Origin of the sequence: Streptomyces sp. TP-A0874 (assembly GCF_001748085.1) — a bacterium.
Taxonomy (GTDB): Bacteria; Actinomycetota; Actinomycetes; order Streptomycetales; family Streptomycetaceae; genus Streptomyces.
The window spans coordinates 58,890-72,538 of the sequence record NZ_BBZK01000011.1 but is presented as its reverse complement, the minus strand read 5'-3'; the positions used below and the strand labels follow the sequence as shown (position 1 = coordinate 72,538).

At 70.5% G+C, this 13,649-nt stretch carries 12 protein-coding genes; 11 read left to right on the top strand and 1 reads right to left on the bottom strand.

The genetic code is table 11. The features are described 5' to 3' along the window. Window positions 1–13 precede the first annotated feature (13 nt). From BGP73_RS18830 to BGP73_RS18810, 5 genes are all read left to right on the top strand, one after another. Window positions 14–1,300, top strand: coding sequence for a PP2C family protein-serine/threonine phosphatase (locus tag BGP73_RS18830; RefSeq protein ID WP_069816452.1), 1,287 nt, complete (start codon window positions 14–16; stop codon window positions 1,298–1,300). 116 nt (window positions 1,301–1,416) lie between these two features. Continuing rightward, on the top strand, window positions 1,417–1,866 hold the full coding sequence (locus BGP73_RS18825; RefSeq protein WP_069816450.1) for a cyclic nucleotide-binding domain-containing protein: 450 nt from the start codon (window positions 1,417–1,419) through the stop codon (window positions 1,864–1,866). Between the two features lie 257 nt (window positions 1,867–2,123). Beyond that, entirely contained in the window at window positions 2,124–2,633 is a 510-nt protein-coding gene (locus BGP73_RS23340; RefSeq protein ID WP_069816448.1) for a hypothetical protein, read from the top strand. A gap of 270 nt (window positions 2,634–2,903) precedes the next feature. Continuing rightward, a complete protein-coding gene (gene ettA / locus BGP73_RS18815) occupies window positions 2,904–4,571 on the top strand; it encodes an energy-dependent translational throttle protein EttA (RefSeq protein ID WP_069816446.1) in 1,668 nt (555 codons plus the stop codon). Window positions 4,572–4,605: 34 nt separating this feature from the next. Further along, window positions 4,606–4,992 (top strand): hypothetical protein, encoded by a 387-nt coding sequence (locus tag BGP73_RS18810; protein WP_069816444.1) that lies wholly within the window; start codon window positions 4,606–4,608, stop codon window positions 4,990–4,992. Window positions 4,993–5,044: 52 nt separating this feature from the next. Here the strand turns inward: BGP73_RS18810 and BGP73_RS18805 are convergent, their stop codons facing one another. Continuing rightward, entirely contained in the window at window positions 5,045–5,695 is a 651-nt protein-coding gene (locus BGP73_RS18805; protein ID WP_069816442.1) for a DedA family protein, read from the bottom strand. A gap of 231 nt (window positions 5,696–5,926) precedes the next feature. On the opposite strand from BGP73_RS18805, the gene polX reads away from it, so the two are divergent. The 6 genes from polX (at window position 5,927) to BGP73_RS18775 (ending at window position 13,605) form a co-directional block, all read left to right on the top strand. Continuing rightward, entirely contained in the window at window positions 5,927–7,663 is a 1,737-nt protein-coding gene (gene polX / locus BGP73_RS18800) for a DNA polymerase/3'-5' exonuclease PolX (protein WP_069816440.1), read from the top strand. 45 nt (window positions 7,664–7,708) lie between these two features. After that, a complete protein-coding gene (locus BGP73_RS18795) occupies window positions 7,709–8,734 on the top strand; it encodes a glutathione S-transferase family protein (RefSeq protein WP_069816438.1) in 1,026 nt (341 codons plus the stop codon). A gap of 235 nt (window positions 8,735–8,969) precedes the next feature. Further along, entirely contained in the window at window positions 8,970–9,887 is a 918-nt protein-coding gene (locus BGP73_RS18790; protein WP_069816436.1) for a ribokinase, read from the top strand. Next, entirely contained in the window at window positions 9,884–10,885 is a 1,002-nt protein-coding gene (locus BGP73_RS18785) for an ABC transporter permease (protein ID WP_069816434.1), read from the top strand. Before BGP73_RS18790 ends, BGP73_RS18785 begins: the two co-directional genes overlap by 4 nt. A 108-nt stretch (window positions 10,886–10,993) precedes the next feature. Continuing rightward, on the top strand, window positions 10,994–12,010 hold the full coding sequence (locus BGP73_RS18780) for a sugar ABC transporter substrate-binding protein (RefSeq protein ID WP_069816432.1): 1,017 nt from the start codon (window positions 10,994–10,996) through the stop codon (window positions 12,008–12,010). Continuing rightward, on the top strand, window positions 12,010–13,605 hold the full coding sequence (locus tag BGP73_RS18775; protein ID WP_079127669.1) for a sugar ABC transporter ATP-binding protein: 1,596 nt from the start codon (window positions 12,010–12,012) through the stop codon (window positions 13,603–13,605). The genes BGP73_RS18780 and BGP73_RS18775 overlap by 1 nt, the downstream gene beginning before the upstream one ends. Window positions 13,606–13,649 lie beyond the last annotated feature (44 nt).

Genomic DNA, 13,649 nt, shown 5'->3' with positions numbered 1-13,649 from the left:
GAGCAGTCGTCAGATGACCGGCGATCCCCAGCCAGACAGCGCACTGGACCAGGCCCGCGCCTATCTGCAACTGGTGGCCGAGGCCACCACCGCGCTCGCCAGCAGTCCGGACGGCGAGGAGGGGGTGCGCCGACTCGCCCGCCTGACCGTTCCGCGCCTCGGCCGGGCGTGTGTGGTCGACCTCCTCGAAGGCCGCCGCATCCAACGCGTGGAGGTGGCGCACGCGGAGGCCTCGGACGCGCTGCTCGGAACGCTCGCCTCGGAGAGCTTCGCCCTCCCGGACGCCTCCGCGCTGACGCTCACCCGGGTGCTCCGCGGCGCCGGACCGCTGACCGTCGCCGACATGGTCGAGGAAGCAGGTTCCGGCACCGCTCTCGGCGACGCGCAGCGGAGACTCTGCTACGCGCTCGACGCGCGGTCGGGGCTCATCGTGCCGCTGGTGGCCCGTCACCGGATCCTCGGCGCGCTCACCTTCCTGCGCTCCCCGACCGACCCGGCCTTCGGCGAGGAGGAGCGGGCGCTCGCCGCCGAACTCGGGCACTGGGGCGCCCTGGTGCTGGACAACTCGCGCCTCTACCGCCTGCACCAGCGGGCGGCCGAGGAAGTACAGCGCTCCCTCCTGCCCAACCTCGACAGCCTCGGAGAGTGGCCACTGACGGCCAGGTACCTGCCGGCCCAGGAGCGCGCCGAGGTCGGCGGAGACTGGTACGACGCCTTCCACGTTCCCGACGGCTCGACGATGCTGGCCATCGGGGACGTCATCGGCCACGACCTGACCGCCGCGCTGCACATGTCCGAGCTGCGGAACATGGCCCGGGCGCTCACCTACGACAGCAGGGACACCCCGGGCGGGGTGATGCGTCGCCTGGACCGCGTCATGCAGGGCCTGACCGACATCCAGCTGGTCACCGCGATCATCGGGCGGATCCGCATGCTCCCGAACGGCGAGGGCCAACTGCAGTGGAGCAACGCCGGCCACCCGCCTCCCCTGGTGACCAGGTTCGACGGCCGGACCAGCCTGCTGGAGGCCGATCCGGACCCGGTCCTGGGGGCGGACACCGGACTCAGCCGCACCGATCACCTGGAGACGCTGCCCCCGCACTCGACCCTGCTGCTCTACACCGACGGACTGGTCGAGCGGCCGGGTGAGAGCCTCACCCAGGGCCTGATCCGGCTGCGGCAGCACGCCGCCGCGCTGGCCGGTCAACCACTCGACGTCTTCTGCGACGAACTGCTGGCCCGCATGGTGATCGACTACCAGGACGACGTCGCCCTGCTCGCCCTCCGGGTGCCCGGATGAGGCCGCCGACGCCCGTGGAGCACGCCGCCCCGCGCCAGCACCAGGACGAGGCCCGAGGGGACACCCCGGCGGGCCGTCAGCACCACCAACGTGTCCGACGACCAGGAGGCTGCCCCATGACCCCCCGCCTGTTCAGAGCCCTACCGGACTACCACCGCGACGCCCTCACCAGCGCCGCCAGGGACGTCGTGTTCCCGCAGGACACCCGGATCTTCGAGGAGGGCGGGCCGGCCGAGAACTTCTGGATCATCCACTCCGGCACCGTCAGCCTCGACCTGGAAGTCCCGGGACGCGGCCGGATCACGGTCGAGAACCTCGGCATGGGCGACCTGCTCGGCTGGTCCTGGCTGTTCCCGCCGTACACCTGGCACTTCGGTGCCGAGGCCTTCAGCACGGTGCGCGCTTACGAGTTCGACAGCGGCCGGGTGCGGAGCCTGTGCGAGGAGGACCCCGCGCTGGGCTACGGGCTGGCGCGCTCCGTGGCCGAGATCCTCGCCCGCCGCCTTGAGACGTCCCGCACCAAGCTGGTCGACCTCTACGCCAGGCACGGTGGCCCCGGGCTGTGAGCCGAGCGCGCCCCTGCACCAGCCCAGGTGACCACCGCGGCGCACCCCTCACCCGCCCGCAGGGGTACCGGGGAGATCCACCGCGCGCCTGGCCCCGGTGCCACCGCGGAGCGGCGTTTGCCCGGTGACCGCGGCGGGAACCCGCGCACAACGGTGGTGCACATCGGGCGTCGCGGCACCGTGCACGCCGGATGCGCAGGAACCTGCCGACCCGTCGGCTGGGGAAGCCGGCCAGCCGACCGTTAGGAGCATGCGTCATGGTGGGCAAGAAGATGGAGGGGAACGAGGAACAGCGCCGCGCGGCGGGCCGTGCGGCCAAGCGTCAGGAGAAGGATCCCAGCGATCTCCACGAGACGACGGGCGCCTCGAAGCAGCCCTCGCACCTCACCGGGCGCCGCTCGGTGACGCACGAGGAGCGGGTGGCGACGTTGCACCAGGGGAAGCAGCAGGACCCCGACCGGCTCGATGAACGCCGGATGCGACCGGAGCCCGCGCCGGAGCCCGAGAGGAATTTCCGCGAACGGGGCGCCCCGCGGTACTCCGACGCGCACGAGCAGGTCTTCAGCGCGGTGTCGACGCTGGAAGCCAGGGAGGGACGGGGCCCGTTCCTCGACGAGATCGCCAGGGAGGCGGACATGGAGCGCGGGAAGACCCGAGCCCTCCTCCGCGACCTGGCCACCGTGCACCGGTTGGTCACCGAACTCCAGGGCGGGGGCGGCGACACCCCGGACCAGGGGACCCGGTTCGAGGTCAAGCCGCGCGTCTGAGGCGGCGCGGCCCCTCATGCCGGGGGAGACCCCGCCGCCTCAGGTGACGGGGTCATCGCACCGTACGGCGGACGGCGGTGGCCTGGCCGCGCACGCCCGCGCAGCGGCCGACCGCCGCCCGCCCGACGGTTCGACGCGTGCCCCTCCGAATCCACGTCCCGACCCTGGAGCTGACCCTTCCGCATCGGTCCTGCCCGACCGTGCGGTGACCCGGTCCCGTCCGGCAGGGCGGGACCGGCCCGACGGACCCCCTCGCAGCGGAGGTGCGGGATGTACATCTACACCATGCGCAAGGCGCGGCTGGCACACGGCGACAAGGTCGTCCTCGACGACGTCACCCTGGCCTTCCTCGCCGGGGCCAAGATCGGCGTGGTGGGCCCGAACGGCGCGGGGAAGTCGAGCGTGCTGCGGATCATGGCCGGACTCTCCACCCCGACCGGGGGCGACGCCTTCGCCGCCCCCGGTACGAGCATCGGCATCCTCGAACAGGAGCCGGCCCTGGACGAGGAGACCACCGTCCGCGGCAACGTCGAACACGCCGTCGCCGACATCCGCTACAAACTGCACCGCTACGAGGAGGTCACCGCCCGGCTCGCCGAGGCCGACGGGGAGGAGATGCAGCAACTGCTCGACGAACTCGGCGCCCTCCAGGAGACCCTCGACCACCTCGGCGCCTGGGACCTCGACTCCCGGTTGGAGCAGGCCATGGACGCCCTCCGCTGCCCACCCCCCGAAACCGCCGTGCCCACGCTGTCCGGCGGAGAACGACGCAGGGTCGCGCTGTGCAGGCTGCTGCTCTCCCAGCCGGACCTGCTCCTGCTGGACGAGCCGACGAACCACCTGGACGCCGAGTCCGTGGGCTGGCTGGAACAGCACCTGGCGGACTATCCGGGGACCGTCGTCGCCGTGACCCACGACCGCTACTTCCTGGACAACGTGGCCCAGTGGATCCTGGAGCTCGACCGCGGCCACGCCCACCCCTACGAGGGCAACTACTCCACCTACCTGGAGACGAAGGCGGCCCGGCTCACCGTCGAAGGACAGCGGGACGCCAAGCGGCAGAAACGGCTGAACGAAGAGCTCCAGTGGGTGCGTTCCGGCCCCCGAGGACGGCACGCGAAGTCCAGGGCGCGCCTGCGCCGTTACGAGGAGCTGGCCGCCGAGGCCGACCGCACCCGCAAGCTGGACTTTGAGGAGATCCAGATCCCGCCCGGCCCCCGCCTCGGCAGCCTCGTCCTGGAAGCCGACCACCTCACCAAGGGCTTCGGCCGTCGCCTCCTGTGGGAGGACGTCTCCTTCTCCCTCCCCCGGGGCGGCATCGTGGGCGTGCTCGGCCCCAACGGCGTCGGCAAGACCACCCTCTTCCAGATGATCGCCGGCCGGGAGCAGCCCGACGCCGGAACGCTGCGAGTCGGTGAGACGGTCCGCATCTCCTACGTGGACCAGAGCCGGGCCGGGCTCGACGCGTCGCTCAGCGTCTGGGAGGCCGTCTCCGGCGGGCAGGAGCACATCCCGATCGGCCGCACCGAGATGCCCTCCCGGGCCTATGTGGCCACCTTCGGTTTCAAGGGCCCCGACCAGCAGAAACCCGTCGCGGTGCTCTCCGGAGGAGAGCGCAACCGCCTCAACCTGGCGCTCACCCTCAAGCAGGGCGGCAACCTCCTGCTGCTCGACGAGCCCACCAACGACCTCGACGTGGAGACCCTCGCCTCGCTGGAGAGCGCGCTGCTGGACTTTCCCGGCTGCGCCGTGGTCACCGCGCACGACCGCTGGTTCCTGGACCGGACCGCCACCCACATCCTCGCCTGGGAGGGCGGCGCCAACTGGTTCTGGTTCGAGGGGAACTTCGCCGACTACGAGGCCAACAAGGCCGAGCGGCTCGGCGAGGAGGCCGCCCGCCCCCATGCGGTCACCCACCGCCGGCTCGCCCGCAGCTGACGCGGTGCCCACCCCGTGACGTGCAGGAGCAGCCATGACGGGAGCAGAACCGGACGCGGCCGGAGCGGCCCTGCGTGAGGCGGAGCTGATCGCGGTCAACGCCAAGTGGCGCATCTGCGAGGCGCGGGCGCTGGCCCGTCTCGCCGGCCGCCCCGGACTGGCCTGCGCCCCGCTCTTCCCCGAGCACCCGATCATCCAGGTCGTCACCCTCGACGGCCGCCAACTGGGCCGGATCCGCCTGAGCCGGACGGGCGGCCCCCCGCGGTGGATCGCCACCCCGGTCGGCAGCGCCCAGGAGATCGGGGGCTACCGGAGCGCACGCGCCGCGGCACGCGCGCTCGCCCGCGTCCACCGCCGCGGCCTCTGGCGCCTGCGGCGGGTCAGCTGCCTGCCGTCCGAGGAGGCGGCCCCTCCCGAGTGAGGCCGCGCGACGGCCCGGCTCCGGGGGAGCAGCGGGGCCTGTGCGCGGCTGCTCACGGCGGAGGCCTGCGGTCCTCTTCCCGATCCTGCGGCTCGGCCCGTCGGCCCCTGCGATGTCGCCGCACCTGCCACACGGTCAGCAGCGCGACTACCAGTACGGCGATCACCACGGCGCTGACCTGGCCGGTGAGGTGCTCCACCTGTTCGTAGGCGTGGCCGGCCAGATAGCCCAGAAGGGTGAACCCAATGCCCCAGGTCACCCCACCCAGGGCGTTGAAGAGGAGGAACGTGCGGTACCGCATGTGCGAGGCGCCGGCCAGGGCGGGCATCACCGCGCGGAAGAACGCCAGGTAGCGGGCGATGAACACCGCGGCCGGCCCCCGCCGGCGGACCAGGTTCTGCGCACTGTCGACCCGGCTCCGGTGACGGCGCAGCGCACGGGTGGCCAGCACCCTGGGCCCGGCACGGCGACCGACCTCGTAACCGACGGAGTCCCCGACGACGGAGGCGAACACGATGAGCCCCGCCATCCAGTAGAGCGAGACATCGTGCCGTGAGGCCAGGAACCCGCCGACGATGGCAGCCGTCTCCCCCGGCAGCAGAAAACCGAAGAACAGAGCGTCCTCGAAGAAGACCAGAGCGGTGATGACCGCGTAGACGGCGGTGCTCGGAAGGCCGGCCAGCCAGTCGGTGATCGTGTTCAAGGGCCGAGAACCCTTCCGGGCGAGGAGCGCGTGGGCGGGGCGGCCGCCAGGAGCCGCTCCGACGGAGGGTGCCCGCAACCGCCGCGACCGGCTGCCGACGGTCTTGCGCCGGTGGCGGTCGGTTCCCTCCCCCACGGCTTGCGGAAGTAAACGAGCGCTGATCGCGGCGGGTGACGTCCTTTCGGCCCAACGGCGCAGGAAGCAGCCCGCTCCTCGCAATACCCTGGACCCATGGCCCGACCGAACAAGGACGTCGAGGCTCTGCTCCAGGAGTACGCGGAGCTGCTCCTGATCACCGGCGGAGACGCTTTCAAGGCGCGAGCCTACGAGAAGGCCGCACGTGCGATCGGAGGCCACCACGCGGACGTCTCCCAGCTCGACACCAAAGGGCTGCGGGAGATCCCGAACGTGGGCAAGTCCATCGCGGAGAAGGTCACCGAGTACCTGCGCACCGGGGCGATGCCCGTGGTGGAGGAGGCCCGGGCCGAAGTGCCGGCCGGGGTCCGCCAGCTCATGGCCATCCCCACCCTCGGCCCGAAGAAGGCGGCGACGCTCTACGAGGACCTCGGGGTCTCCTCCGTGTCGGAGCTGGTCGCGGCCATCGAGCGGGAACAGCTCCGCGGCGTCAAGGGCTTCGGCCCGAAGACCGAGGAGAACATCCTCCACGGCATCCGGCTGATGCGGGAGGTCGGCGACCGGGTGCCGATCAGCGTGGCCATGGACGTCGCCGAGGGCATCGTCGCACAGCTCTCCTCGGTTCCCGGCTGCGAAGACTGTGTGTACGCGGGGTCGCTGCGCAGAATGCGCGAGACGGTCGGCGATGTCGACATCCTCGTGGCCGCGGACCGCTCCGGGCCCTTCATGGAGGCCTTCACGGCGCTGCCGCAGGTGTCCGAGGTCATCGCCCGTGGAGAGAAGAAGACCTCCATCCGTACGGCCGAGGGCCTACAGGTCGATCTCCGGGTGGTCCCCCCCGACTCCTGGGGCGCCGGACTGCTGTACTTCACCGGCTCCAAGGCCCACAACATCCGGGTTCGCGAGATGGCCGTACGCCACAAGTACAAGCTCTCCGAGTACGGACTCTTCCACGCGAAGAGTGGAAGGAAGATCGTCTCGGCGAGCGAGGAGGAGGTGTACGCGCGGCTGGGGCTGCCGTGGATCCCGCCGACCCTGCGCGAGGACCGCGGGGAGGTCGCGGCCGGTCTGCGGGGCGAACTCCCGGAGCTGCTGGCTGAGTCGGACATCAAGGGGGACCTGCACAGTCACACCGACCTCACCGACGGCCTCGCCCCGTTGGAGGAGATGGTGGCCGCCGCGGCACGCCGGGGCTGGCGGTACTTCGCCGTCACCGACCACGCCCCCAACCTGTACATGCAGCGGATGACGGACGAGAAGATGCTGGCCCAGCGGGCACGCGTGCGCGAACTGGATGGCAGCCAGCGGCACCTGCGCCTGCTGCACGGGGTCGAACTCAACATCGACCCGGACGGCGGTGTCGACTGGCCCGAGGAGTTCCTGGCGGAGTTCGATGTCTGCGTCGCCTCGGTGCACTCGCACTTCGGACAGGGCCGAGCCGACGCGACCCGGCGCCTGGTCCGGGCGTGTGAGAACCCGCGGGTGAACATCGTCGGGCATCCGACCACCCGGATCCTCGGCAAGCGGAAGGAGATCGAGGCGGACCTGGACGAGGTCTTCGCGGCCTGCGCCCGTACCGGCACTGCGCTGGAGGTCAACGCCCACCCGGCCCGACTCGACCTCTCCGACGAGAACATCCTGCGGGCGAAGCGGTACGGGGTGAAGTTCGCGGTGAACACCGACGCCCACTCACCCGTCGAGTTCGACCACCTGCGCTACGGGGTGGGCACGGCGCAGCGGGGCTGGCTGACGACCGAGGACGTGATCAACGCCTGGCCGCTGCCGCGCCTGCGGCGTTTCCTGCGGAAGACGGGAATGTCATCATCGCCCTGATGGCGCGACAGTCTCAGTACCACCGACCAGGCAGGAGGCTGGGAATTGAATGCCGAGGAGCGGCAAGGCCAGGCGGAGAAGGGCGAGTTCCACCGGTCCGTCAGCCATTTCGCGGACCGTATCACCGCGGACGGCAGAGACGGCTGGCCCGTGGAACCGGGACGTTACCGGCTGGTCGTGAGCCGGGCGTGTCCCTGGGCGAACCGGGCCATGATCTCGCGGCGGCTCCTCGGACTGGAGTCCGCCATCTCGCTGGCGATCACCGATCCCCTGCAGGACGAGCGGAGCTGGCGTTTCACCCTTGATCCGGACGACAGGGACCCGGTGCTCGGCATCCGCTTCCTGAGCGAGGCGTACGACGCGAGGGAGAGGGACTATCCCGGTGGAGTGAGCGTTCCCGCGATCGTGGACGTCCCCAGTGGCAGGCTCGTCACCAACGACTTCCAGCGCATCACCCTCGACTTCGCCACCGAGTGGGGGGCGCTCCACCGCGAGGGGGCGCCGGACCTCTATCCCCAGCAGTCGCGCCAGGAGATCGACGAGGTGATGGAGAGGGTCTACCGGGAGGTCAACAACGGGGTGTACCGCGCCGGTTTCGCCCGGCGGCAGAACGCCTACGAGCGGGCGTTCCAGGGGGTCTTCCGGTGTTTCGACTGGCTCTCCGACCGGCTGTCGCGGCAGCGCTTCCTGGTCGGCGAGACGATCACCGAAGCCGATATCCGGCTGTTCACCACGCTCGCCCGCTTCGACGCCGTCTACCACGGGCACTTCAAGTGCAACCGGAACAAGCTCAGCGAGGATCCCGTGCTCTGGGCCTACGCCCGCGACCTGTTCCAGACGCCGGGGTTCGGTGACACCACCGACTTCGCCCACATCAAGCGCCACTATTACCAGGTGCACACCAACATCAACCCGACCGGGATCGTCCCCCTGGGGCCGGACCTGAGCGGTTGGCTGACGCCGCACGGCCGTGAGCAGCTCGGCGGGCGGCCCTTCGGCGACGGCACCCCGCCGCCACCCGTGCCGGCGGCGGAGCAGGTGCCCCCCGAGGGGCAGGCCCGGCAGGTCTGACCCCCCGGCTGCGGCCGGTCGGGCGAGTGCGGGAAGGAACAACTTCGAACACGCCCGACCGGCCGGTGGTCGGATCGACGTGAGAGCGCCGGAACATACTCCTCATCGCTCGTTCAGAAATGTTGTTTTTTGTGCGATCTCGCTGAGACCTCCATCATTGACCGTAGACATCTCTGTACATAGGCTCAGAGTTGTTTATGGTTGTCTCCACACAAAAAGTGGGGGTGTTGTTCAGATGAAGATCGCGGTAGTAGGCAGTTACGGCGCGGGTCTCACCATGCGGGTGCCGAAGGCCCCGGCACCGGGCGAGACCGTCTCCGGCGGGGTGTTCGACCCGGGCCCCGGAGGCAAGGGCAGTAACCAGGCCATCGGCGCCGCTCGGCTGGGCGCCGAAGTGTCGCTGCTGACAGCCGTCGGCGACGACGACTACGGTCGGGCGGCGCGGGAGCTGTGGCGCCGCGAAGGTGTCGGGGCCGAGCACGTGCTGACGGGCCAGGCACCGACCATGGTCGGCTTCATCATGGTCGAGCCCTCCGGGGAGAACCGGATCACCATCGCTCCCGGAGCGTTGGACGAGCTGGACGCCGCCGCGGTCGAGTCGTTCGGAGCGGAGATCGCCTCCGCCGACGTTCTGGTCGTCTCCATGGAGATCCCCGAGGACGCGGTGCTGGCCGCACTCCGGACGGGCCGTGAGGTCGGCACCCGGACGGTGCTCAACCCGGCCCCCGCCCGACCGCTGCCGGAGGGCAGCTGGTCGCTGATCGACGTGATCACCCCCAACCAGACCGAGGCCTCGGTCGTCCTCGGCCTCGCAGAGGAGCACGGACGGGAGGACCGGCAGCTGGTCCGCGCCCTGCAGGAGCGCACCGGAGGAGCCGCCGTCCTCACCCGGGGAGCCGAGGGCGCACTGATCGCCGACCCCTCCGGCGTCACGCTGGTGCCGCCCCACCGGGTCGGAAACGTCGTGGACACCACGGGTGCCGGTGACTCCTTCAACGCCGCCCTGGCCGTCGCCCTCGCCGAAGGGCGCGATCTCGAACAGGCAGCGGAGTTCGCCGCCGCGGCCGGGGCGCACACCGTGACCATCGCCGGTGTCGTTCCCGCGCTGCCCACCAGAGACCAGCTGAACGCCTGGATTGGAACCGCCCCATGACCTCGACCACCGCCTCCCCCAGGGAACTGTCCCTGTCGTTCCGGAGACTGCTGCACGCCCGGGAATCGGGCGTCTTCGCGGCGCTCGTCCTGCTCTTCCTGCTGGGCGTCGTGCTCTCGCCGAGCTTCGCCCAGTCCGACAACCTCCTCTCGGTCGGCCAGCAGATCGCGCAGATCGGCATCATGGCGGTCGGCGCGACCTTCGTGATCCTCAACGGTGAGATCGACCTCTCCGTTGGTTCCACCTACGCCCTCTCGGCGATCTGCACCGGCATGCTGATCTCGAACGGCTGGAGCTGGCCGCTGGCGATGTGCCTGGGCCTCGCCGTGGGGGCCGTCGCCGGACTCCTCAACGGCCTGGCCGTCGTCGTGCTCGGCGTGCCGTCCTTCATCGTGACCCTCGGTACCCTCAGCGTGTTCCGCGGGATCGCGCTGCTGATCTCCGACGGCGCCCCCATCTCCCTGAGCTCCTCGCAGGCAGGTGTAGCCGACTTCAACCTCCTGGGGCAGGGGCGGCTCTTCGGCCTGATCCCGATGCAGTTCGTCTTCTTCGCCCTCGTCGCCGCCGCCGGCGTCCTGCTCCTGTCCCGCTCGCGCTTCGGCTTCAACACCTACGCCGTCGGCGGCAACCAGGAGGCCGCCCGACTGGTGGCCGTCGACGTCAAGCGGGTCAAGCTGACGGCCTTCGTCCTCTCCGGTTTCACCGCCGCGCTCGCCGGAGTGCTCGGCCTGTCCTTCCTCTCCTATGTGCAGGGAGTCACCGGCCAGGGGCTCGAACTGACCGTGATCTCGGCGGTCATCATCGGCGGCGCCGCACTCTTCGGCGGTTCCGGCACCATGTGGGGAACCATCATCGGTGTCGCCTTCATCGGCCTGCTGCAGAACATCCTCAACATCAAGGGGATCTCCTCCTTCTGGCAGACCGTCGTCACCGGCCTCGTGATCATCGCGGCCGTCGCGGCCGACACCTGGCAGCGCAAGCGGAAGAGCCGGGCCTGAGCCACGGCTCCGATCTCCGACCACCAACGGCGACCAGCCGGCAGGCCCCTCGCCGTACCCGTCACCCCTCCCTCCCGTCGGACCCCGGACAGACCCAGGAGCGCCCCGATGTCCCCTCGCACCACAGCCAAGAGTTTCGTCGTCGCGACCACCCTCGCCCTCACCCTCAGCGCCTGCGGAGTCGTCACCTCCGGCAACTCCGGGGGCTCCACCGACGGGTCCTTCGAACTCGCCTCCTACATCCAGCAGCGCGTCGATGACGGCAAGCCGTTGCGGATCAAGCTCAGCTACCACGACCCCTCGCTGGCCTTCGCCACGCCGATCGGCGCCGGCATGAAGAGCGCCGGCAAGGAACTGGGCGCCGATGTCGACCTCATCGGCCCCACCGGCGGCGACGCCGGCCAGCAGGTGTCGGAGATACAGACGCTCATCCAGCAGAAGGCGGTGGACGGCCTGGCCGTCTCCTCGGCCTCCAGCGACGCGCTCAAGCCGGTGATCGCCCAGGCATACGACGCCGGCATCCCGATCATCTCCTTCAACACCGACAACCCCGACTCCAAGCAGATGGGCTTCGTCGGCCAGGACCTCAAGAAGTCCGGCAAGGCCCAGGCCGAGCAGTTGCGCAAGGAACTGGACGGCACCAACGACGGCAAGGTCGTCGTCTTCTCGGTGGACACCGGCGCAGGCTGGTCGCACGACCGGTTCAACGGATTCAAGAAGGGCCTGGCCGACAGCGGTCTGAAGGTCGTGGGCCCGGTGAACGTCGGCAACGAACCCAGCTCCGCCTACAACACCGTCGAATCGACCATGGCGGGCCAGAAGGACGTCGTGGCCATCGCGGGTCTCGACTGCTGCTCCACCACCGCCGCCGCCAAGTGGGTCGCGCAGTCCGGCAAGAGCGACGCCATCTCCATGGGCGGCTTCGACCTGCTGACCCAGACCGCCGAGTACCTCGACGACGGAGTCCTGAACTTCACCATCAGCCAGAACCCCGCTGAGCAGGGCTACCAGGCGGTGAAGGTGCTGCACGACTTCCTCACCGACGGCAAGGAGATCACCGGCGTCGACACCGGCTCGGAGTTCATCACCAAGAAGAACCTCGACGAAGCGACAGTGGAGGACTGATGGCCGCACGCCACGCCGTCTCCGGGAGGGCGACCTCCCGGGACATCCACCCGTCCGGCAGCCCGGCTCCGCAGCAGCAGGCTGAGGGCGTGCCCACCCCGGCCATCCGTATCCGCGGCCTGTCCCGCAACTTCGGCCCGGTGCGCGCCCTCACCGATGTCTCCTTCGACGTCCCGACCGGCGAGATCACCGCGCTACTCGGGGAGAACGGCGCCGGTAAGTCCACGCTGCTGAAGATCCTGGCCGGTCTCCAGCCGCCCAGCGACGGCAGCGTCACCGTCTTCGGTGAGGAGGTCACCTCCTTCTCCCCGAGCACCATGCTCGGCCGACACGGTGTCGCGATCGTTCCCCAGGAACTCGCGCTGCTGCCCGACCGCAGCGTGGCCGAGAACGTGCTCAGCGGCATCGAGCCGGGACACCGGTGGTTCCCCTCCAGGCGCCAGATGCTCAAGCGCACCACCGAACTGCTGGCCGAACTCGATCTGCGACTGGACCCCACGGCGGTCGTCCGGTCCCTGGACCTGGCCACGCAGCAACTCATCGTGGTGGCCAGGTCGGTCGCCCGTGGCTGCCGCGTCCTGATCCTGGACGAGCCGACCGCCATGCTGACCCCCGCCGAGGCCGAGCGACTGTTCGCCCTGATGGAGAAGCTCAAGGCGGGCGGGACCACGATGCTCTACGTCTCGCACCGGATGCCGGAGGTCTTCCGGCTGGCCGACCAGATCGAGGTGCTGCGGGACGGTGCCCACGTCGCCTCCTGGCGCAGCGCCCAGACCACCCCGGACCAGGCCGTCGCCGCGATGGTCGGCCGGGAACTCGGCCAGTTCTCCCGACGGACCGCGCCCTCGGCCGAACCCTCGGGAGAGCCCGCGCTGCGGGTGACCAGGCTGAGCGGGCGCCGTCACCACGACGTCTCCTTCGAGCTGCGGCCGGGGCAGATCCTCGGCGTCGCCGGGCTGCCGGACTCCGGCCGGGTGGAACTGCTCCACAACATCTTCGGCGGCGAGCGGGGGAGCGGGGGCACGGTGGAGCTGGTGGGGAAGCCCTACCAGCAGCGCACCCCGATCGCCAGCGTCGAGCGCCGCCTGGCGTTCGTGCCGGGGGAGCGACGGGCGCAGGGCCTCCTCAGCAGCATGAGCGTGGGCGAGAACATCGGTGTGCTCACCGCCAAGTCGCTGAGCCGGTTCGGCCTCATCCGCCGCCGCGCCTTCGACCGACAGGCGGCCGAGCAGGCCGGGCGGCTCCGGGTCAAGACCGCCTCCATGGGACAGCCCATCACCAGTCTCTCCGGCGGCAACCAGCAGAAGGCCGTGCTCGGCCGCTGGCTGGCGATCAACCCCGACGTGCTGATCCTCGACGAACCGACGCGCGGTGTGGACGTCGGGGCGAAAGCGGAGATCTACGAGCAGTTGTTCGCGCTGGCGGACCGGGGCCTGGCGATCCTCTGCTCCTCCTCTGACCTACCGGAACTCCTCACCCTGACCGATCACATCCTGGTCATGAGCCAGGGGCGCCTGGTCACCACGGTCCCGACCGCCGAGGCGACCGAGGAATCGATCATGACGCTGGCCACCGGTGCGGCCCCGGCCGCCTGACCCCCGGACGACAGCCCTCCTCCGCCCTCCGCCTCCAGGAAAGG

What these genes read in the sequence shown, in the direction of transcription:
- BGP73_RS18830 (WP_069816452.1), top strand. Translation starts at nt 14, where the DNA reads ATGACCGGCGATCCCCAGCCAGACAGCGCACTGGACCAGGCCCGCGCC.
- BGP73_RS18825 (WP_069816450.1), top strand. Translation starts at nt 1,417, where the DNA reads ATGACCCCCCGCCTGTTCAGAGCCCTACCGGACTACCACCGCGACGCC.
- BGP73_RS23340 (WP_069816448.1), top strand. Translation starts at nt 2,124, where the DNA reads ATGGTGGGCAAGAAGATGGAGGGGAACGAGGAACAGCGCCGCGCGGCG.
- ettA (WP_069816446.1), top strand. Translation starts at nt 2,904, where the DNA reads ATGTACATCTACACCATGCGCAAGGCGCGGCTGGCACACGGCGACAAG.
- BGP73_RS18810 (WP_069816444.1), top strand. Translation starts at nt 4,606, where the DNA reads ATGACGGGAGCAGAACCGGACGCGGCCGGAGCGGCCCTGCGTGAGGCG.
- polX (WP_069816440.1), top strand. Translation starts at nt 5,927, where the DNA reads ATGGCCCGACCGAACAAGGACGTCGAGGCTCTGCTCCAGGAGTACGCG.
- BGP73_RS18790 (WP_069816436.1), top strand. Translation starts at nt 8,970, where the DNA reads ATGAAGATCGCGGTAGTAGGCAGTTACGGCGCGGGTCTCACCATGCGG.
- BGP73_RS18785 (WP_069816434.1), top strand. Translation starts at nt 9,884, where the DNA reads ATGACCTCGACCACCGCCTCCCCCAGGGAACTGTCCCTGTCGTTCCGG.
- BGP73_RS18780 (WP_069816432.1), top strand. Translation starts at nt 10,994, where the DNA reads ATGTCCCCTCGCACCACAGCCAAGAGTTTCGTCGTCGCGACCACCCTC.
- BGP73_RS18775 (WP_079127669.1), top strand. Translation starts at nt 12,010, where the DNA reads ATGGCCGCACGCCACGCCGTCTCCGGGAGGGCGACCTCCCGGGACATC.